The sequence below is a fragment of the Kaistia algarum genome, assembly GCF_026343945.1.
Lineage (GTDB): Bacteria > Pseudomonadota > Alphaproteobacteria > Rhizobiales > Kaistiaceae > Kaistia > Kaistia algarum.
The window spans coordinates 1,654,126-1,674,140 of sequence record NZ_JAPKNJ010000001.1 but is presented as its reverse complement, the minus strand read 5'-3'; the positions used below and the strand labels follow the sequence as shown (position 1 = coordinate 1,674,140).

20 protein-coding genes are annotated in these 20,015 nt (G+C 67.3%); 13 read left to right on the top strand and 7 right to left on the bottom strand.

Annotated elements, in window-relative coordinates; all coding sequences use genetic code 11:
- The first annotated feature begins 19 nt into the window (after positions 1-19).
- The 6 genes from OSH05_RS08180 to OSH05_RS08155 all read left to right on the top strand — a co-directional run bounded on the left by OSH05_RS08180 (position 20) and on the right by OSH05_RS08155 (position 6,753).
- Positions 20-805, top strand: coding sequence for a heme ABC transporter ATP-binding protein (locus OSH05_RS08180; RefSeq protein WP_104220692.1), 786 nt, complete (start codon positions 20-22; stop codon positions 803-805).
- A 71-nt stretch (positions 806-876) separates the two neighbouring features.
- On the top strand, positions 877-2,328 hold the full coding sequence (locus tag OSH05_RS08175) for an FGGY family carbohydrate kinase (RefSeq protein WP_104220691.1): 1,452 nt from the start codon (positions 877-879) through the stop codon (positions 2,326-2,328).
- Positions 2,329-2,401: 73 nt separating this feature from the next.
- The gene (locus OSH05_RS08170) at positions 2,402-3,316 is read left to right on the top strand and encodes a sugar ABC transporter substrate-binding protein (protein WP_266352118.1); all 915 of its coding nucleotides are present in this window, start codon (positions 2,402-2,404) and stop codon (positions 3,314-3,316) included.
- Entirely contained in the window at positions 3,313-5,010 is a 1,698-nt protein-coding gene (locus tag OSH05_RS08165) for a sugar ABC transporter ATP-binding protein (RefSeq protein ID WP_104220689.1), read from the top strand. The genes OSH05_RS08170 and OSH05_RS08165 overlap by 4 nt, the downstream gene beginning before the upstream one ends.
- Entirely contained in the window at positions 5,010-5,939 is a 930-nt protein-coding gene (locus OSH05_RS08160; protein WP_104220688.1) for an ABC transporter permease, read from the top strand. Before OSH05_RS08165 ends, OSH05_RS08160 begins: the two co-directional genes overlap by 1 nt.
- A 79-nt stretch (positions 5,940-6,018) precedes the next feature.
- Positions 6,019-6,753, top strand: coding sequence for a dienelactone hydrolase family protein (locus OSH05_RS08155; RefSeq protein ID WP_104220687.1), 735 nt, complete (start codon positions 6,019-6,021; stop codon positions 6,751-6,753).
- A 31-nt stretch (positions 6,754-6,784) separates the two neighbouring features.
- On the opposite strand, the gene OSH05_RS08150 is transcribed toward OSH05_RS08155, so the two are convergent.
- Together OSH05_RS08150 and mtnC are read right to left on the bottom strand one after the other, a co-directional pair.
- The gene (locus OSH05_RS08150) at positions 6,785-7,681 is read right to left on the bottom strand and encodes a DMT family transporter (RefSeq protein ID WP_104220686.1); all 897 of its coding nucleotides are present in this window, start codon (positions 7,679-7,681) and stop codon (positions 6,785-6,787) included.
- Positions 7,678-8,415, bottom strand: coding sequence for an acireductone synthase (gene mtnC / locus OSH05_RS08145; RefSeq protein ID WP_104220685.1), 738 nt, complete (start codon positions 8,413-8,415; stop codon positions 7,678-7,680). The genes OSH05_RS08150 and mtnC overlap by 4 nt, the downstream gene beginning before the upstream one ends.
- Before the next feature lie 114 nt (positions 8,416-8,529).
- Here mtnC and mtnA point away from each other — a divergent pair, with 114 nt between their 5' ends.
- Complete coding sequence (gene mtnA, locus OSH05_RS08140; RefSeq protein WP_104220684.1) at positions 8,530-9,624, top strand: S-methyl-5-thioribose-1-phosphate isomerase; 1,095 nt, start codon at positions 8,530-8,532, stop codon at positions 9,622-9,624.
- Positions 9,625-9,654: 30 nt separating this feature from the next.
- On the opposite strand, the gene OSH05_RS08135 is transcribed toward mtnA, so the two are convergent.
- Complete coding sequence (locus OSH05_RS08135) at positions 9,655-10,011, bottom strand: hypothetical protein (RefSeq protein WP_104220683.1); 357 nt, start codon at positions 10,009-10,011, stop codon at positions 9,655-9,657.
- A gap of 187 nt (positions 10,012-10,198) precedes the next feature.
- On the opposite strand from OSH05_RS08135, the gene fabA reads away from it, so the two are divergent.
- The 5 genes from fabA to OSH05_RS08110 all read left to right on the top strand — a co-directional run bounded on the left by fabA (position 10,199) and on the right by OSH05_RS08110 (position 15,789).
- Positions 10,199-10,726, top strand: coding sequence for a 3-hydroxyacyl-[acyl-carrier-protein] dehydratase FabA (gene fabA, locus OSH05_RS08130; protein ID WP_104220682.1), 528 nt, complete (start codon positions 10,199-10,201; stop codon positions 10,724-10,726).
- 75 nt (positions 10,727-10,801) lie between these two features.
- Positions 10,802-12,028, top strand: a complete 1,227-nt coding sequence (gene fabB / locus OSH05_RS08125; RefSeq protein ID WP_104220681.1) for a beta-ketoacyl-ACP synthase I — start codon at positions 10,802-10,804, stop codon at positions 12,026-12,028.
- A gap of 19 nt (positions 12,029-12,047) precedes the next feature.
- The gene (gene fabI, locus OSH05_RS08120; RefSeq protein ID WP_165801683.1) at positions 12,048-12,887 is read left to right on the top strand and encodes an enoyl-ACP reductase FabI; all 840 of its coding nucleotides are present in this window, start codon (positions 12,048-12,050) and stop codon (positions 12,885-12,887) included.
- Positions 12,888-12,958: 71 nt separating this feature from the next.
- Positions 12,959-15,409: an ATP-dependent helicase HrpB gene (gene hrpB / locus OSH05_RS08115; RefSeq protein WP_104220680.1), complete on the top strand. Its 2,451-nt coding sequence runs from the start codon at positions 12,959-12,961 to the stop codon at positions 15,407-15,409.
- 137 nt (positions 15,410-15,546) lie between these two features.
- Entirely contained in the window at positions 15,547-15,789 is a 243-nt protein-coding gene (locus OSH05_RS08110) for a DUF2442 domain-containing protein (protein ID WP_207778805.1), read from the top strand.
- Between the two features lie 15 nt (positions 15,790-15,804).
- Here OSH05_RS08110 and glk read toward each other — a convergent pair whose 3' ends face one another.
- Together glk and OSH05_RS08100 are read right to left on the bottom strand one after the other, a co-directional pair.
- Entirely contained in the window at positions 15,805-16,857 is a 1,053-nt protein-coding gene (gene glk, locus OSH05_RS08105) for a glucokinase (RefSeq protein ID WP_104220679.1), read from the bottom strand.
- Between the two features lie 34 nt (positions 16,858-16,891).
- On the bottom strand, positions 16,892-17,233 hold the full coding sequence (locus OSH05_RS08100) for a methylglyoxal synthase (RefSeq protein ID WP_104220748.1): 342 nt from the start codon (positions 17,231-17,233) through the stop codon (positions 16,892-16,894).
- A 332-nt stretch (positions 17,234-17,565) separates the two neighbouring features.
- Here OSH05_RS08100 and cdd point away from each other — a divergent pair, with 332 nt between their 5' ends.
- On the top strand, positions 17,566-17,982 hold the full coding sequence (gene cdd / locus OSH05_RS08095; RefSeq protein ID WP_266352117.1) for a cytidine deaminase: 417 nt from the start codon (positions 17,566-17,568) through the stop codon (positions 17,980-17,982).
- Positions 17,983-18,083: 101 nt separating this feature from the next.
- On the opposite strand, the gene OSH05_RS08090 is transcribed toward cdd, so the two are convergent.
- Together OSH05_RS08090 and OSH05_RS08085 are read right to left on the bottom strand one after the other, a co-directional pair.
- Positions 18,084-18,845, bottom strand: coding sequence for an SDR family NAD(P)-dependent oxidoreductase (locus tag OSH05_RS08090; RefSeq protein WP_104220747.1), 762 nt, complete (start codon positions 18,843-18,845; stop codon positions 18,084-18,086).
- A gap of 139 nt (positions 18,846-18,984) precedes the next feature.
- Entirely contained in the window at positions 18,985-19,941 is a 957-nt protein-coding gene (locus tag OSH05_RS08085) for a lytic transglycosylase domain-containing protein (RefSeq protein ID WP_104220746.1), read from the bottom strand.
- Positions 19,942-20,015 lie beyond the last annotated feature (74 nt).

Below are 20,015 nucleotides of genomic sequence, written 5' to 3'. Positions count from 1 at the left end.
GTGATCGGATAGGCCCCAAATGATCGAGGCAGAGAGAATCACGGTCCGGGCCGGAACGCGGCAACTGCTTTCCGACGTCTCGGTCGCCATTGCGCCGGGACAAGTCGCGGTGGTCGTCGGCCCGAACGGGGCTGGAAAATCGACGTTGATGCGGACGATGACCGGTGAGATCCGGCCGGCGGCTGGGCAGGTGCGTCTCGACGGCCAGCCGCTGGAGCGAATCGGGGCTGGACGCCTTGCCGAGCGGCGGGCGGTGCTGCCGCAGGCCTCGTCATTAGCCTTTCCTTTCACGGTGCATGAGGTGGTACGGCTCGGCGTGTCGCGCCTGCGCGATCCGGCGGCGGTGCGTGGCCGCGTTGCCGAGGCCTTGTCGCGGGTCGATCTCGGCGATTTCGGGCCGCGCTTCTTCCAGGAGCTTTCCGGCGGCGAGCAGCAGCGGGTGCATCTGGCGCGCGTCCTCTGCCAGGTTTGGAAGCCGGTCGAGGACGGCGTGCCGAACTATCTCTTCCTCGACGAACCGACCGCCTCACTCGATCTCCGCCACCAGATCCTGATCCTCGACGAGGCGCGGCGTTTCGCCCGGGCAGGAGGCGGCGTGGTCGCTATCCTGCACGATCTCAACCTCGCCGCTCTCTATGGCGATCATCTCGTCGTCATCGCCAATGGCCATGTCGCGTCGGAGGGGCCGCCGCAGAAGGTGCTGACCGACGCGATGATCCGCTCGGTCTTCGGCATCGCGATCCGCGTCGGGTCAGCCCCGGCAGGGCGGCCCTTCATCCTGCCGCATGCTGTGGAGCCGGCCTGACGTCGCGCCTACCCATTCGTTCCAACTGCTTCTAGATTGCCGGTCCCGAATCCGAGCAGCGAGGCGAGCGGATGAGCGCGACGGTCCTGATCATCGATGTCGGCACTTCCTCGGTGAAGGCGGCGCTCTTCGATGCGGAGGGGCGCACACTCGCCGCCGCCGACCGGCCCGTCACGACATCGACGCCGCAGGCCGGCTGGGCCGAGCAGTCATCCGACGCCTGGTGGGCAGCCAGCGCCGAGGCCGTGCGTGCCCTCGCGATCGCCGCCCCGCCATCCGCAATCACGCTCACCGGCTCGATGCAGAACGTGATTCTCCTCGGTGGCTCCGGCGAGGCCCTGCGTCCGGCCATCCTCTACAGCGACGCGCGGGTGAGCGCCGAGCGGGTGGCGACCGTCCGTGCAACCCTGCCGGAGAACTATGAGAGGCGGATCGGCAATCTGTCCGAGCCGGCACTCTGCCTCTTCCGCCTCGACTGGCTCTTTGACGAGGAGCCGGCGATGATGTCCGCCGCGGCGCGGGTCCTGTTCGGCGCCAAGGATGCGGTCATCCACCGCATGACCGGCCGCGCCGTCGTCGATCCGACCTGCGCCACCACCAGCGGCCTGATGAACATCGAGACGCGGCAATGGGACCCGGAGATCCTGGCGGCGCTGGGGCTCTCGCCGGCGCTGCTACCGGATATTCTCGATGCCGACGCGTTGGCCGGCCCGCTGCTGGTCGAGTCCGCCGAGGCACTCGGTCTTCCCGCCGGCATTCCGGTTTATGTCGGCGCCGGCGATGGCGGCGCCACCGCATGGGGCACGTCGAGCGAGGCGCATGACCGCCCGCACGCCTATCTCGGAACGACGGGCTGGATCGCGGCGGCCATGCCGCTGGCTCTCTCCGGTGCTCCGACCAGCGCCTATACGCTGGCCGCTCCCATCGGCTCCGATGTCGTCGTGATCTCGCCCTTCCTGGCGGCGGGCCTTGCGATCGACTGGTATGCGGCGATTGCGGGGCGCACGGTCGGCGAACTCTACGCCGCCGCGGCGACCTTCGACGACGAGCCGCCGACAGCCCTGTTCCTGCCCTTTCTCATCGGCGAGCGCGGCCCCTTTTCGGACCGGGCGGTGCGCGGCGCCTTTCTCGGCCTCGACCGCGAACACAAGGCGGAGGCCCTCGCCTATGCCGTGCTGGAGGGGCTGGCGCATGCGATCCGCGACAATCTGGACGCGCTGCCGGTGCGTCCGCGCCAGATTGCGCTGGCCGGCGGGGTCGCGGGCAGCCTGACGGTGGCGCGCCTCATTGCCGATGTTACGGGAGCCAGCGTCTCCGTGCCGCCCGAAAGCCGCCTCGTGACCGCCTATGGCGCCTTCCGTCTCGTCGCGCCGGCGCTGGGTCTGCCCGGCCATCTCGATGACGCTCATGTCATCGTCGAGCCCCGACCCGAACGGGCCGAACGCGCCGCCCGGCGCTTTGCCGCCTATCGCGAGGCAACGGCCCACGCCCGCGCGCTGACGGCGCTGCTCGCCTCGTCATGAGCGCCGGAAGCGCTTGCCTCCCGTGGAGCGCAGGCGATATCAATCGGGACCAATTTTACGGGGAGTGACTTCAATGCGTGCTGGAATGCTGGCGCTGGCGCTTGCTGGCCTCGTCGCGGCGTCGCCTGCCGCCCATGCCGTCGACGTGGCGGTGCTGACGCCCTATCAGAGTTCTGTCGCCACCAACCAGATGATCAAGGTCTTCGACGAGAAGGCCAAGGCGGCCGGCTGGAACGCGACCCTCGTCGACACGCGTGGCGACATGGGCCCGCTGGCGAGCCGGATCGAGGATGTCGTCGCCGCCAAGGTCGGCGCGATCGTGCTCGTATCCGTCGATCCCAAGCAGATCCAGGATCAGGTCAACGCCGCCGCCGCTGCCGGCATCCCGGTCGTCACGATCGATGGTGCCAGCGCGCCGGGGGTCGTGCTCAACGTCACTTCGGATAATTTCGAGCTCGGCACCAAGCTGTCCGACTTCCTGTTTGCGAAGCTCGGCGGCAAGGGCAACATCGCCAAGTTCTATTATTCCGCCCATCCCGGCGTGCATCAGCGTGAACTCGCCCTCGACGCGGCACTGAAGGCCAATCCGGGCATCAAGGTCGTCGCCGAGCACTACATGGTCGTGCCCGGTCCGATCGACGACGCGCGCAAGACGATGGAAGACCTCTTGAAGAGCCAGGGCGGCGAGATCGATGCCGTCTGGGCCGCCTGGGACGAGCCGGCGATCGGCGCGCAGCTGGCAATCGAGGCCGATAAGCCCGATTCGAAGATCATCATCGCCGGCATTGACGGCAACCCGCAGGCGGTAGAGCTGATCAAGTCTTGTAGCCATATCAAGGGCACGGTCAGCCAGGATTTCGACGCCATGGCCGGCCTCGCCGCCGACGGCCTCGCCAAGATCCTCGCGGGCGAGAAGCCGGAAAAGGCGGAACTCTTCGCCCCGGCCAAGCTGATCACCCCTGAGACGCTCGGCGTCACCTGTCCGTGACGTTCGGCGGCGCGCCATTCCTGGCGCTATCCGGGCTCACCAAGCGGTTCGGCGCGACGCTCGCGCTGGACAGGGCCGAACTCGCGCTCCGGCCCGGTTCCGTCCACGCCCTTCTCGGCGAGAACGGCGCCGGCAAGTCGACGCTGATCAAGATCCTTTCCGGCGTCTATCGGCCGGACGAAGGAGCGATCCGCCTCGATGGCGCCGAGACGGCCGTCGCCTCGCCGCGTGCCGCCGAAGCGCTCGGCTTCCGCTTCATTCATCAGGAACTGAACCTCGTCCCGCATTTCGACGCTGTCGCCAATGCCTGGATCGGCCGGCGCCATCCGCGCCGTGGTCCGCTGCTCGACAATCGCGCCATGCGCGAGCGGGTCGAGGCGGTGGCGGCGCGGATCGCGCCCGATCTGCCGCTCAGCCGTCCGGCCGCGCGCTTGACGCCCGGCCAGCGGCAGATGGCCGAGATCGTCCGGGCGCTGATGGAGCCGGCGCGGCTCGTCGTCATGGACGAGCCGACCTCCAGCCTTTCCGAGGGCGAGGCCGAGCGGCTGCACGCCGTGGTCCGCCAACTCGCCGCCGAGGGGACGGCGGTGCTGTTCATCTCGCATCGCCTCGACGAGGTCATCGAGCTCTGCGGCGACTATACCGTGCTGCGCAACGGGCGGACGGTCGGCTCGGGGGCGATGGCGTCGATGGATCGCGCGGGGCTGGTGGCGCTGATGTCGGGGGCGACCAGAGGACATGTAGGCGTTGATGAAGCGCGCGGTCAGCCCTCTCCTCCCTTGTGGGGGAAAGCTGGAGAGGGGGGTGCCGACTCAGTTTCTCCTGAAAACGGAAATTCGACCGCTCCGGACGCACCGAATCCTGCCCCGGCGCTCCCCCCTCCTAGCCTCCCCCACAAGGGGGGAGGAATCCGCCCGCCTGATAGCGTGAGCCCTGTCGGCCCCGCACCCGTCCTCACCGCCGAAATCGCCTTCGGCTCCGGCAGATTGACCCTCGAAGCGTTTCCCGGAGAGATTGTCGGCCTCTACGGCCTTGTCGGCTCGGGTCGGTCGAGCCTGCTCAAGGTCCTGTGGGGGGCAACCCGGACCCCCGGCACCATCCGGGTCGATGGGCGGAAGCTCGTCGGCGGGCCGGCGGACCGGATCCGCAACGGCATTGCTTATGTGCCGGAGGATCGTCGTCGCGAGGGCTTCGCCGCCGCGCTGTCGATCGAGGCCAATCTCGCTTTGCCGCATCTGCCCGATTTCCGCGCCGCGCCCGCGCTCCCCATTCCCTCGCGCCCGCATATTCGTCGTTTCGCGACCGATGTCGGCCGGCGCATCCGCCTCGCCGCCGCGTCGCTGGCCGCCTCACCACTGACGCTCTCGGGCGGCAACCAGCAGAAGCTGCTTTTCGGTCGCTGGCTTGGCCGCAGGACACGGGTGATGCTGGTCGACGAGCCGACGCGCGGCGTCGATGTCGGCGCCAAGGCGGAAATTCATGCCGAGATGCGCCGCATCGCCGCCGATGGTGCCGCGGTGATCATGGCGACCAGCGACATGGAAGAACTCATGTCGCTTTCGACGCGCATCCTCGTCCTGCACCAGGGCAGCGTCATCGCCGAACTGGCGGCCGAGCCATTCGATCGAAGCGCCATCGTCGCCGCGGCCTTCGGCCATTCTTCCACTGAGACTGTGCCCTCGGAAGCCGCCTGATGATCCTTCTCCGCCGTTACGGCACGCTCTTCGCGCTGGCGCTCATCGTCGCCGTGTTCTCGCTCGCCTCTCCCGGCGCCTTCGGCACGGTGTCGAACCTCGTCAACATCACGCAGCAGATGTCGCTGCTCGCCATCGTCGCGATCGGCGCGACATTGGTGATGGTTCTCGGCGAGTTCGATCTTTCGGTCTCGGCGGTCGTCTCCTGGGCCGGCATCGCCGCCGTCTCCCTGTTCAGCGCCGGATGGCCGATTGCGCTCGTCTTCCCCGTCGTGCTCGTCTCGGCGCTGCTCATGGGCATGGTGTCAGGCATTCTCGTCGCCCGCTTCGCGCTGCCGAGCTTCATCGCCACGTTGGCGCTGGGTACCGTGATCGGCGGCCTGACCTTCTGGGTCTCCGACGGAGCGACCCTCTTCTCCGGCATTCCGCCGGCGTTCCGGGATCTTGGCCGTGGCGCTATCCTCGGCGTGCCGGTACCGACGCTCTGGCTCGCCGCCGTTGCGGCGATCTTCTGGCTGCTGCTCGACCAGACCGAATTCGGCCGCCGGCTCTATGCGATCGGGGGCAATCGCGAGGCCGCGCGGCTCGTCGGCCTCCCGGTCCGGCGCGACATGGTGACGGCCTTCGCGCTTTGCGCCGGTCTCGCCGCGCTGGCTGGGCTGCTCCTCGCCGCGCGGCTCGGCAGCGCCCATCCCACAGGCGGCGGTGGCTATCTGCTGCAAGCCTATGCCGCCGTCTTCCTGGGAATGACCGCTTTTCGCGAGGGAGAGCCGAGCCTGCCGGGAACGCTGGTCGGGGCGGCAATCATCGCAGTGATCTCGAACGGCCTCACCATATTGGGGGTGCCGAGCTTCCTGCAGGACGTCATGACCGGCGCGATCATCATCGCCGCCGTCATGATCCGTCATTTCGGCCGCGTCCGGGATTGAGCGAAGGCTGAAGTGCCCTATCTTTAGCTGCGCGGCGCCCGGCGCCGCCAGCCTTCCTTCCCCTCCCGGAAAGCCCAGAATGAAACAGGAAATCGAAATCCGCACGGCGGATGGCGTCGCCAAGGCGCATCTCTTCAAACCGGATGGCGCCCTGCGGTCCGGAGCGCCCGGCGTCGTCCTCTATATGGACGCCTTCGGCCTTCGCCCGGCGCTGGATGGCATGGCGACCCGGCTCGCCGATCAGGGCTACATCGTGCTCGTCCCGGATCTCTTCTATCGCGCCGCGCCCTACGGTCCCTTCGACACCTCGGCCTTTTCGAACGAGACGTCGCGCAAGGCGATCATGGCGCTGCTGACCGGCACGACGCAGGCCATGACGGCGTCGGACAGCGGCGCCTTTATCGCGACGTTGCGGGACAATGGCGCGAGCGGGCGTATCGGCACCGTCGGCTATTGCTTCGGCGGTGGTCGTGCGCTGACGGCGGCCGGAACCTATCCGGACGATGTCGCCGCGGCGGCGAGCTTTCATGGCGGCAATATCGCCAGCGAGGCGCCGGATAGCCCGCACCGTCTGGCGCCGTCCATCAAGGCCAGGGTTTATGCGGGCAATGCCGGCATCGACCAGAGCTTCCCGCCGGAGCAATCGGCCCGCCTAGCCGAAGCGCTGCGCACGGCCGGCGTCGACCATGTCATCGAGAACTATGTCGGCATGGACCATGGCTGGACGGTTCCCGACAATGGCGCCTTCGACGAGACCGGCGCCGAGCGCCACTGGAAGCGGCTGCTGACCTTCTTCGACGAGACGCTGGGGTAAGCGGGCTAATCGCTTACCGGCTTACGCGCAGTCAACCTCGCCGATTCCGCCCCGGCACGGCCGCGAGGCCCGCTCCCGCCACCACGAGCGCCGTCGCCAAGGCCAGACGCAGGCTCGCTGGCGCCTGGCCGGCGGCTACGAGCAGGATCATCGAGAGCGGCGGCGTCGCGTAGGAGAGGGCGCCGAGCACCGAGATATTGCCGTGCTTGGTCGCGTGGTCCCAGGCGACGAAGGCCGCTCCCACCGGGCCTGCGCCGAGGAGCACGAGGGCGATCCATGTCGGCCCATCGGGCATGACGAAGGCCTCGCCGGTGACGAAATGGCCGATGGTGCCTAGCAGCGCGACGGCGGCGCAGACGAGGATCATCGGCTCGCTGCCCGGCGCGCCGACCCTATTGTTGAGCACCGAATAGAGGCTCCAGGTGAAGGCGCAGGCGATCGCCGCCACATAGCCGAGCATGGCGGTACCGCCAAGGTCTACCGCATCGCTGCCGCCGATCAGCAGCACCGTGGCCCCGAAGCCGATGACGCCGCCGACGATCTGCGGCCAGCCGAGGCGCGAACTGCCGCCCGGCAGGATGCCCGCGAACAGCACGATCAGCAAAGGCCAGAGATAGTTGACGATCGTCACCGGCCCGGCCGGCGCCAAGCGGAAGGCGAGGAAATAGAGCGCGTGATAGAGGAAGATACCGGCGATCGAGAGCGCCCACGCCTTGGCCGGCCAGGCGCGAAAGCCGGCTGCGATCCGCGCCGGACCGGAGACGATGAGGAAGCCGAAGAGCACGGTAGCGGCGCCGATCGCGAAGGTTATCGCCAGCGCCTCGAAGGTCGGTATCACCTTCGTGAGCGTGGTGCCGAGCGCGAGCGTCGACCAGAGCAGGATGGCCACGGCGCCGACCGCCGTGGCGCGCCCTTTTCCGACACTCACGAAGCGGAATCCTTGAGGCGGCCAGCCGGCGCGTCGATCTGCCCGAAATCTTTCGCCACGGCGTGTGGCTGGCCCTCGGGAATGACCACCTCTCCGCGATCGAGGGCGATTGTCGCCATGCCAATCTCGGCGGCGGCGTCGAGCTCGTGGATATTGTCGGAGAGGAAGAGGATCTGGGAGGCCGGCAGTCCGATCACCTCGGCGATGGCCGCATAGGAGGCGTGGTCGGTCTTGGTGCCGACGGCCGTGTCGAAATAGCCGGAGAAAAGCGGGGTCAGGTCGCCGAGTTCCGTGTGGCCGAAGATCAGCTTCTGCGCCAGCACCGAGCCGGACGAATAGACGTAGAGCGCGAGCCCCTCATTGCGCCAGCGGGCGAGATATTCGGCGGCGTCGGGATAGACGTCCCCCTTCAGACGGCCGGAATGATAGCCTTCCTTCCAGATCATGCCCTGCAGCGCCTTCAGCGGCGTCGCCTTGCGATCCTCGTCGATCCAGCGTTTGAGCAACGCGATCGTCGCCGCCTCGTCCAATCCGGGCTCGCCTGCCAGCGTTCGGGCGCCCTCCAGCGCCTGCCGCACCTCGGGCTCGGATCCATGCTCGGCGATGAAGCCAGGGAGGCGCTGGCGGGCGAAGGGGAAGAGGACATCCTTGACGAAGGAGATCGAGGAAGTCGTACCCTCGATATCGGTGAGGACCGCGCGGATCGTGGGATCGTGGATTTTGGAGTTCGGCATGGAAACGGACGTCCTTTCGGGCGCTCGGCGGATTGGAAAGGCTGGCAGTTCCGCCTCTACTCGATTACGTCAGGTCGGTCACCCTTCCTGAACGCTAAATTTGCGGGGTCTTCCATGAAAGTCGACGGCGTATCCTATCGTGCGATCTGGCGCGAACCGAATGCGGCTTACGTCGTCGTCGTCGACCAGACGCTCCTCCCGCATCGCTTCGAGACGCGTCGGCTGGAAAATGTCGCCGATGCGATCGACGCGATCAAGCGCATGGTCGTGCGCGGCGCGCCGCTCATCGGCGTCACCGGCGCCTATGGCTATGCGATGGCGCTGCATGAGGATGCATCGGACGACAATCTCGCCGCCGCCTTCGCTGCGCTGAACGCCGCCCGTCCGACCGCGGTCAATCTGCGCTGGGCGCTGGAGATCGTCCGCGCCGAGGTCGCCCCGTTTCCGGTCGCCGAGCGAGCCGCCGCTGCCTATGCCGTCGCCGACCGTCTTCATGCCGAAGACATCGAGACCAACGGCACGATGGCGTCGCATGGCGCCCAGTTGATCCGCGAAATATGGGAAGCCAAGGGCCGCTCCGGGCCGGTCAACATCCTGACTCATTGCAACACGGGCTGGATCGCCTGCGTCGATTGGGGCACGGCGCTCGGCGTCGTCTACCGTGCGCATGACAACGAGATACCGGTCCATGTCTGGGTCGACGAGACGCGTCCACGCAACCAGGGCGCCAGCCTGACGACGTGGGAGCTCGGCTCGCATGGCGTGCCGCACACGCTGATCGCCGACAATGCCGGTGGTCATCTGATGCAGCATGGCGAGGTTGATATCTGCCTTGTCGGGGCGGATCGCGTGACTGCCGATGGCGATGCCTGCAACAAGATCGGCACCTATCTGAAGGCGCTCGCCGCCCGCGATAACAACGTTCCCTTCTATGTCGTCATGCCGAGTTCGACGATCGACTGGCGTGTCCATGACGGCGTCAAGGAGATCGAGATCGAGGAGCGCGCCAGCGACGAGGTCACGCATATCACCGGGGTTGCCGGCGACGGTACGCTCGTCAAGGTGCGGCTGACGCCGAAGGGCACGCGCGCTGCCAATCCGGCCTTCGATGTGACGCCGGCCCGCCTCCTGACCGGCCTCATCACCGAGCGCGGCGTCGCCCATGCGAGCCGCGAGGGTCTCCTGGCGCTCTTTCCCGAGCGGGCCTGATCGACATCCGCCGGTCGTCGACGCCTTCTCTCAGGGCGTATTCGTCGACGGGCGCGCATCCTGCGGCTTCGTGCGCGTGGTGCCCTGACGCACCGTGCCATTGCCCGATGCGCAGAAGCAGCGGCCGCCGGAGCGTTGAAGGCGGCCGAGCGGGCAGGTGCCGGCCATGAGCTGGCACTGGTTCGCGTCCAGCGCGGGAACGCCGCTCGGCGTGCGCTGCGGAACCACGCGTGGCACGGGAACCGGCGTCAGGCCGAGACCCGGGCTGGAGAAGATGTCCCGGGCCGCGCCAGCCTCGGGAAGCGCGAGGCTGGCGATCGCGATAAGCGATAGAACCCACGCCAGGCGCGCGCATTCCCGTGCCCCGATCTTCAGCCGCCGAACCATCCAGATCCTCCCGCAGTGCATCACAGCTAGTCGGAATCCTGCCACTTCGCGGGCTTTCGAACGGAATCGGGCTATGTTAGGAAGACCGCGACCCGCGCGGGGGTGGACGTTGACGCGCATCGTATCAATATGGGGCCGGTCCGGCGGGAACACCAGGACGGCAGCCGGGAACAGGTGGTGAGACGGCATGGAAGACCGCCCGTCGAGCTTTGACTATGAAGCTCTGCTCGCCTGCGGGCGAGGTGAATTGTTCGGTGAGGGCAACGCTCAGCTTCCGCTGCCGCCCATGCTGATGTTCGATCGGATTACCTCGATCAGCGAAGAGGGTGGCGAGTTTGGCAAGGGCCATATCCGCGCCGAACTCGACGTCAATCCGGACCTCTGGTTCTTCCAGTGCCATTTCAAGGGCGATCCCGTGATGCCGGGCTGTCTCGGGCTTGACGCGCTCTGGCAGATGCTCGGGTTTTTCCTCGGCTGGAGCGGCTCGCCCGGTCGCGGGCGCGCGCTGTCGACCGGCGAACTGAAGTTCTCCGGCATGGTGCTGCCGAATGTGAAACTCGTCGAATATGGCGTCGATCTGAAACGCGTTCTCCGCTCGAAACTGGTGCTCGGTATCGGTGATGGCTGGCTGAAAGCCGACGGCGTCACCATCTATCGCGCCAAGGACCTCCGCGTCGGCCTTTTCAAGGGCGAAGCGCAGCCTGCCGTTGGCTGAGCGGCAGGTCCGACCCATGCGGGGCCGGAACGGTCGGCAACCGAGCGCAGGCTCCATTAGCTAAGGACAGTATCCATGAAGCGGGTCGTCGTGACGGGGATGGGGATCGTCTCTTCCATCGGCAACAACACCCAGGAAGTGCTCGCGAGCCTTCACGAGGCGAAAAGCGGGATCTCCTTTTCCGAGGATTATGCCGCGCACGGTTTCCGCAGCCATGTCGCTGGTGCGCCGACGCTGGATCCGGCGGAAATCGTCGACCGGCGGGCGATGCGCTTCCATGGCGGTGGTACCGCCTGGAACCATGTCGCCATGGACCAGGCGATCCGCGATGCCGGGCTTGAGGAGAGCGAGATCTCCAATGAGCGCACCGGCATCGTGATGGGCTCCGGCGGTCCGTCGACCCGCACGATCGTCGAATCGGCGCAGAAGGCGCTCGCCTCCGGCTCGTCCAAGAAGGTCGGCCCGTTGGCCGTGCCGAAGGCGATGTCTTCCTCGCCCTCCGCGACGCTGTCGACCTGGTTCAAGATCAAGGGCCTCAGCTATTCGATCTCCTCGGCCTGCGCGACGTCGAACCACTGCATCGGGAATGCCTATGAGAACATCCTCTACGGCAAGCAGGATCGCATGTTCGCCGGCGGCTGCGAGGAACTCGACTGGACGCTGTCGGTCCTCTTCGACGCGATGGGCGCGCTCTCGTCGAAATATAACGATCGCCCGCAGATCGCGTCGCGCGCCTATGACGCGAACCGCGACGGCTTCGTGATTTCCGGCGGCGCCGGCGTGCTGGTGCTTGAGGATCTTGAAGTCGCCAAGGCCCGCGGCGCGCGCATCTATGGCGAGATCGTCGGCTATGGCGCGACATCGGACGGTGCCGACATGGTGGCGCCTTCGGGCGAGGGCGCGGCGCGCTGCATGCGTCAGGCGATCGCGAATGTCGGCGAGAAGGTCGACTATATCAATCCGCACGCCACCTCGACGCCGATCGGCGATCTGAGGGAGATGGAGGCGATCCGCGAAGTGTTCGGTTCCGGCGACGACTGCCCGCCGATCTCGGCGACCAAGTCGCTCACCGGCCACTCGCAGGGCGCGACCGGCGTGCATGAGTCGATCTATTCGCTGTTGATGATGAACAACCGCTTCATCGCGGAATCGGCCCATATCGAGGAACTCGATCCTGCCTTCGCCGACATGCCGATCGTCAGGAAGCGCATCGACAACGCCAAGATCGACACCGTGCTTTCCAACAGCTTCGGCTTCGGCGGCACCAACGCATCGCTGGTCTTCCAGCGCTACACAGCCTGAAGCTGGACAAGGGGCGGGAATGACGGGAACGATCAGCAGCCTGATGAGCGGCAAACGCGGCCTCGTCATGGGGGTCGCCAACGATCATTCCATCGCCTGGGGTATCGCCAGGACGCTCGCGGCGCATGGCGCCGAACTGGCTTTTACCTACCAGGGCGACGCCTTCGGCCGCCGCGTCAAGCCGCTAGCCGATTCGGTTGGCGGCAAGCTGCTGCTGCCCTGCGATGTCGAGGATATCGCCTCGGTCGACAGCGTCTTCGACGCGCTGAAGGCGGAGTGGGGCTCGATCGACTTTCTCGTTCACGCCATTGCCTTCTCCGACAAGAACGAGCTGAAGGGCCGCTACGCCGACACGTCCCGCGATAATTTCGCCAAGACGATGCTGATCTCGTGCTTCTCCTTCACCGAGATCGCCAAGCGTGCGGCGGCGCTGATGACGAAGGGCGGCTCGATCGTGACGCTGACCTATGGCGGCTCGACCCGCGTCATGCCGAACTACAATGTCATGGGCGTCGCCAAGGCGGCTCTTGAATCCTCGGTGCGCTATCTCGCCATGGATTTCGGCTGCGACGGCGTGCGCATCAACGCGATTTCCGCCGGTCCCGTGCGCACGCTGGCCGGCTCCGGCGTTTCCGACGCGCGGGTCATGTATAATTTCCAGAAGCGCAATTCGCCGCTCCGCCGCGCCGTCTCGCTTGAGGAAATCGGCAGCACGGCGACCTATCTCCTGTCGGATCTCGGCTCCGGCGTGACCGGCGAGATCCATTTCGTCGATTCCGGCTACAACATCATCTCTATGCCCCGGCTCGACGAGTTGAAGGTGCATGATGTCGAGGCCAGCCCCGCCGCGGCGGAGTAGGTTGGCGGTATTCGCCGGCAAGCAAGACGCCCGCTCTAGTCTTGCGATAAGGCTGGCCTTATGACCTGCCCATGCTTCCCGTCGACGACGTCCTCCCTGACCTGCTGAGCGCCCTTGCCGAGCGGCCGAATGCCGTACTCGTCGCGCCGCCCGGCGCCGGCAAGACGACCCGCGTGCCGCTGGCGCTGCTGGACGCGCCCTGGCGTGGCGATGGCCGCGTCCTGATGCTGGAGCCGCGCCGTCTCGCCGCCCGCGCCGCCGCCCGGCGCATGGCCGAGACGCTGGGCGAGGCGGTCGGCGAGCGGGTCGGCTACCGGGTCCGCATGGAAAGCCGCGTCTCGGCGCGAACGCGCATCGAGATCGTCACGGAAGGCATTTTCGCGCGGATGATCCTCGATGATCCGGGGCTTGCCGGTGTCGCCGCCGTGGTCTTCGACGAGTATCACGAGCGCAGCCTGGACGGCGATCTCGGCCTTGCCCTGGCGCTCGATGCGCAGGCCGGGTTGCGCGAGGATCTGCGGATCCTCGTCATGTCCGCGACGATCGATGGCGCCCGCGTCGCCCGCCTCCTCGTCGAGGCGCCCGTCATCGAGAGCCTCGGGCGCATGTTTCCGGTCGAGACGCGCCATCTTTCGCGAGATCCCGCACAGCGGATCGAAGATGCCGTCGCCGAAGCCGTGCGGCGCGCGCTGTCTGAGTCGAGCGGTAGCCTGCTCGTCTTCCTACCCGGTCAGGCGGAGATCCGCCGCGTTGCCGAACGGCTGGAAGGACGCCTTCCCGCCAATGTCGAACTGGCCCCGCTCTACGGTGCGCTCGATTTTGCCGCGCAGGACCGCGCTATCCGGTCGGCCGGGGAGGGCAAGCGCAAGGTGGTCCTGGCAACGTCGATCGCCGAGACCTCGTTGACCATCGAGGGCGTGCGCGTCGTGATCGACAGCGGACTTGCGCGCGCGCCGCGCTACGAGCCGGCAACCGGCCTGACCCGGCTGGAGACGCGCCGCGTCTCGCGCGCGTCGGCCGACCAGCGCCGAGGCCGCGCCGGGCGCACGGAACCGGGCGTCTGCTATCGGCTCTGGGACGAGGGCCAGACCAACGCGCTGGCGCCTTTCGATCGGCCCGAAATCCTGGAGGCGGATCTGGCGCCGCTGGTGCTCGATCTCGCCAATTGGGGCGTGGCCGATCCCGCCGCGCTCGCCTTTCTGGATTCCCCGCCGCGCCCGGCTTGGGACGAGGCTGTGGCGCTGCTTGGCCGGCTTGGTGCGCTTGACGCCGACCGCCGTCTGACGAACGAGGGCAGAGCGCTGGCCCGGCTTGGCCTGCCGCCGCGGCTCGGCCATATGCTGCGCCAGGCCGCCGCCCTCGGCCTTGGTGGCCTTGGCGGCGCGTTGGCGGCGGTGCTGGAGGAGCCCGGCCTCGGCGGAAACGATACGGATCTGCGCGAAAGGCTGCGGCGGCTGTTCGTGGGAACGGACAGGCGTAGCCGCGATGCGCTGACGCTTGCCGCCCGCTTTGCTCGCAATGTCGGCGCCGATCCCGCCTCCGGCCGCGACAGGATCGAGGAGGCCGGACTGCTGATCGCCTTCGCCTTCCCGGAACGCATAGCGATGGCGCGCGGGGCGCCGGGCGCCTTTGTGCTCGCCAACGGCCGGGGCGGCGTGCTCGACGCCGCCGATGCGCTCGCGCGTGAAGCCTTCCTCGCCGTTGCCGAACTACAGGGCGTTGCCGAGCGGGCGCGCATCCTGACCGCCGCGCCGCTGGACCGGACCGAGATCGAGGCGAATTTCGCCGCCGACATCGTCGAGGAGGACCGGGTCGGCTTCGACACGGAGACCGGTTCCGTGCGCGGCCACCGCGTGCGGCGCCTGGGCCGCCTGCTTCTGACGGAGAAGCCGATCTCGAAGCTTCCCGAGGCGCAGGTGACGGCGGCGCTCATTGCCGAGATAAGGCGCGTCGGCCTGGGCAGCTTCGATCTCGGCAGCGCCGCGTCCTTCCGGCAGCGCCTCGCCTTCTTGCGCGCCCGCCTTGGCGAGGAATGGCCGGATGTCTCCGATGACGCCCTGGCGGCGAGCCTGGAACATTGGCTGGGCGATGCTCTCGCCGGCAAAAGGCGGCTCGACGCGATCGATGGCGGGCTGCTGCGCGAGGCGCTGATGTCGCTGGTGCCGTGGGACAAGCGGGCGGCGCTGGACCGGCTGGCGCCAAGCCATTTCGAGGCGCCCACCGGATCGCGCCTGCCGATCGACTATTCGGATCCGGACGGACCGGTGCTCAACATCCGCGTCCAGGAACTCTTCGGCCTCGACCGTCATCCTTCGGTCGGTGACGGTCGCGTGCCGCTGATCGTCGCGTTGTTGTCGCCCGCGCACCGGCCGATCCAGATTACGCGCGACCTGCCGAGCTTCTGGCGCGGCTCCTGGCGTGACGTTCGAAGCGATATGCGCGGGCGCTATCCACGGCATGTCTGGCCGGAGGATCCGCTCGCCGCCGCGCCGACGAGCCGGGCCAAGCCGCGCGGCACATGATATCTCCGGGAATCGGTGCTTCGTCGGTCAGGCGAACCGCGGTAGAGCATCGGACCGAGAAGTGGAATCCGGTTTTCGGAAAATCCGATGCGAAAACAAAAAGATAGAGCGCCACAGGCCCACGAGGGAGGCCCTTCATGACCGACGAAACGATCCTGCCCGACCCGCGCGCCGTCGATATCTTCGTCACCGAGGACATGCTGCTCGTCGGCCTTGCCGATGGACGCGAACTCTCCATCCCGCTCGCCTGGTCGTCAAAGCTTCTGGCAGCCGGGGAGGCGGCGCGGGCGGGCGGTCAGATTGTCCAGAACGGCACCGTGCTTCACTGGCCGGCGATCGACGAGACGATCGTCGTCGCCAGCCTGCTACGGCTGTCGTGAAGGCCGGTCCCCTGATCAGCGGCGCCAGTGCCGCCCGTCGGTGACGACGCCGAACGTTTCGGGATGGCGAGCATAGGCGGCAATTCCGGCGAGCGCCGGCGCGGGATGCACGATGACGGAAGTCGGCATCTTGTCCATCATCGCCTGGTGCGGCGCCTTGTCGATGAACGCTTCACGGAAGCCGCTCGTCGCGATGAAGGGCGCGATCTTGGCGGCGATGCCGCCGGCCAGGAACACGCCGCCCCGCGCCATGAACGCGAGCGCGAGGTTGCCGGCAAGGCGTCCCAGATGCACGCAGAAGAGCGACAGCGCCTCGCGCGCGTCGGCGTCGCTGCCATCCATCGCGGCCGCCGTGATCTCCGAGGGATTGTCGAAGGTGCCGGTCTTGCCGTCGGCTGCCAGAATCGCACGATAGAGGCGCACCAGACCGGCGCCGCAGAGGAGCGTCTCCCCGGCGATCCGGCGATGGATGCCTTCGCCGAACGGCTCGTCGATATGCGGCCAGATCTCGAAATCGCGTGCCGTGACCGGAGCGAGGTCGATATGGCCACCTTCGCCTGGAACCGGAAACCATGTGCCGCGCGCATGGATCAACGCCGCCGCGCCAAGCCCGGTCCCCGGACCCACCACGACCTGCGCCGCATTGGCGATCGCCTCGCCGCCGCCGACGCGGACGAGATCCTCGTCGCCGAGGGCGGGAAGCGACAGCGATAGCGCTTCGAAGTCGTTAAGCAGAATCACTTCGTCGAGCCCGAAACGCTCGATCATCCGCTTCGGCTCCACCACCCACGGGCAGTTGGTCAGGGGAACCTTGTCGCCTTGGACTGGACCGGCCAGGGCCAGGACAGCCGATCTCGGCCGCGCGCCCTGCGACATGGAAAAAGCGATCGCGTCGTCAATCGTGGCGAAATCGGCCGTATGGGCGTTGGGGAAGCGCTCTACCGGCTGGTCCCCGTCCCGCACCAGGGCGAAGCGGGCATTGGTGCCGCCTATATCGCCGATCAGCGTCGGAAAGGGGACGATGTTTCGCTCGAGGATGGAAGCTGGTTTCTGGACGCCGGAATTCATGATGCCTTGGTCGCGATCCTGCTGGGGGAAGCGGTCAGGGTGAGGGCGCGAAGGCGCCGGAATGGGTGATGAGAAGCTGGGCCGTCGCGCGGTTCAGCGCCATCGGGATATCGTAGAGTTCGGCCAGTCGGGTCAGTGCCTTGACGTCGACATCATGCGGCATCGGCGTCAGCGGATCGACGAAGAAGATGAGCCCGGCGATGCGGCCTTCCGCGATCAGCGCGCCGATCTGCTGGTCGCCGCCGAGCGGTCCGCTCTTCAGCCGTCGCACGGGCAGCTCCGGCGCCGCCTCGACGATCCGCGCTCCGGTGGTTCCGGTGGCGACGAGATCGAAGGTCGAAAGCCGAGCCGCATGCTCGACCGCGAAGTCCACCATGTCGGCCTTCTTCTGGTCGTGGGCAATCAAAGCCAAAGTCGGTCGCAAGGGGAAATCCTCATTGTCTCGCTCGCCGGCCGCCTGCTGCTAGCCAGTGATAGAAAGATCGGGGTCCGAGGAAAAGCCGAAAGTGGGAAAATCGTGCGGTCCTCCTCGTTGATCTGCACGTTTTGCCATCGTTTGCCCGATGCAGCGGCAACCGCTGCGAGGTGAGGCCGGGGAGGCGCCGTCCAATCGCCACTCCCGTCGCGAGGCTTGACCCCGCCAGCCGGCGCGGGCTTCATCGTCCAGCCGGCCCGCGGCGGCCGGGGAAACCGCCGGAAGGAATGTCGATGGATGCCGAACTCTTCGAGCGCGCACGGGACGTGCGGAGCCGGGCGCATGCACCTTATTCGCGCTTTTATGTCGGCGCGGCGCTTCGGACCGAGGACGGGCGGATCTTCGCCGGTGCTAATGTCGAAAACGCATCGTTTCCCGAAGGCTGGTGCGCCGAGACCTCGGCGCTCGGCCAGATGATCTCGTCGAGCCTCGATCCGGCCGGCCGGCGCGTTGCCTCCGTGGTGGTCGTCGCCGATCGCGTCGAGGGCGGCATCGTCTGCACGCCCTGCGGCGGCTGCCGGCAGCGGCTCAAGGAGTTCTCCACGGCGCGGACGGTGATCGAATGCTTCGACCCGACCGGCAAGGGCCAGAGCTTCTCGATCGCCGAATTGCTGCCTGCCGGCTTCGGGATTGACGAGCCGCGGGCCTGAACAGCGGCGGCGGCCGCGCATCCATGCGGCCGCTCGTTCCAGAGCCAATCGGGGCGAGCGCGCCGCAACGACGCATTCGCCTCCGATTTGATGTGCGTACCTCAGACCCAGCCGCCGTCGACGATGTAGGCCTGGTTGGTACAGCCGGATGCCTCGTCCGAGGCGAAGAACTGCACGACGCGGGCGATGTCGTCTGGGAAAAGCTTGCGCTTCAGGCACTGCTTCGCCATCAAATCCTTCTCGGCCTCGGGCGTCAGCCAAAGGTCGATCTGGCGCTGCGTCATGATCCAGCCCGGGACGACGGAGCAGACGCGGATGTTGAACGGGCCGAGATCCCGGGCGAGGCCGCGCGTCAGGCCCATCACCGCCGATTTCGCCGAGGTGTAGGCCGGCATGCCGCCCTGGCCGATCATCCAGGATGTCGAGCCCATATTGATGATCGCGCCGTTTCCGGCCGCCTTCATGTCTTCGATCACGGCCTGCGCGGCGAAGAACTGGTGGCGGATGTTCACCTGGTAGCGCTCGTCCCAATATTCCGGCGTCACATCCTCGATTTTGTGGCGCTGGTCATGGGCGGCATTGTTGATGAGGACGGTGATCGGGCCGAGCTTGGCGCGCACATTGGCGATCGCCTGGCGCAGCGCCGCGATGTCGCGCAGGTCGCAAGGCTCGAAATGCACGGTGCCCTCGGCGGAGAGTTCCGCGACCAGCTTGTTCGACGCTTCCTCGTTGATGTCGAGAAAGCCGACCTTGGAGCCCTGTCCGGCGAAATGGCGGACGATGGACTCGCCGATTCCGCTTCCGCCGCCGGTCACCAGCACCGTCCGTCCCTTGAGGCTCGGATAGATCGCGCCTGTGGTCATGCCCGTCTCCTCCTGATGATTCTTCTTGCGAAGCGCCGGCAATCCGCCGGCTCGCGCCCTTTCTAAGCCAAGGCGCGCGGAAGCGAAACCAGGATCTGAGGGGCGTACGTCAGAAGGTGGGGCGCGAGCCGCTTAAGGCCTATTGCGCGGTGGGCTTCGGCTTCGGCTTGGGGATCGCGGCCGAGGCCACCATCGTCGATCCGGCCGCTTCGGCGGCGCGGCGCAGGCTGACCGGCGACTTGAAGACGAGGGATGACGCAGCAACGTCGAAATAGGAATCGGAGAAGCTGCGTTCACCGAGCGGCGATGGCGTCAGCGATGCCAGAGTGCGCGGGTTCGGTAAGGGTATGGGGACGCCCGCTGCCGGCTCGCCGACGGGAGCGCTTGATTCTTCGGCCAGCGCCATCAAGGCGGGCGAGGCAGGCGCCGGGTCCCGGCTGAAATTGAACGAGAGCTTCGGTTCCGGCAGGACCGAGGCGAGTACGACCTGCGGTTTCGCGACGATCGGCTGGGGCACCTCTGCCGGAGCCTCGGCCACGAGGACGGGCTTGGGAATCGGGAGGGGCACGCTCGCCGGCGCCTCGGATTCGTCGGTCGCGGCAGCGGTCACGACGACCAGCGGCTTCGGCGTCGGCAGCGGAATTTCCGCTGGGGCCGGGGCCTCGACGGCAGCGGCCTCGATCGCCGGGGCCGGCTTCTCCATCAGCGTGGCGACCATCACGGGTTGCGTTCCGACCGGCGGCGCCGTGATCAGCTTGGCGAGCAGCTTCTTTCGCTTCGCCGCGTAGTAATAGCCGCCGCGGTAAAGCCGATGCGTCATGCTCTCATTGCCGCCCGCGATCATGTAGGCGTTGGCGAGATAGGCGACGCCGTAGTTCAAGTTCGTCTCGGCATCGAGCAGGCCGGTCGCCGTGCCCCGATAGCCGACGCCCTTGGCGGTGTCGTAGCGGATCTGCATGAGGCCCCAATAAGGACCGTTCCGGGCCGAGGGTATGAACCGGCTCTCGCGCTTCACCGTGCGCAGGACAATCCCATGCGGCAGGCCGTAAAGGTCGGCATATTCGATCGCGAGCGCCTGGACCTCGTCGGGAGACATCTTCTCGCCCGCGTGCGACGAAACCGGCACGAGGAGAAGGAATACTGCCAGAAGAAGAGGGGACACGCGGTCCA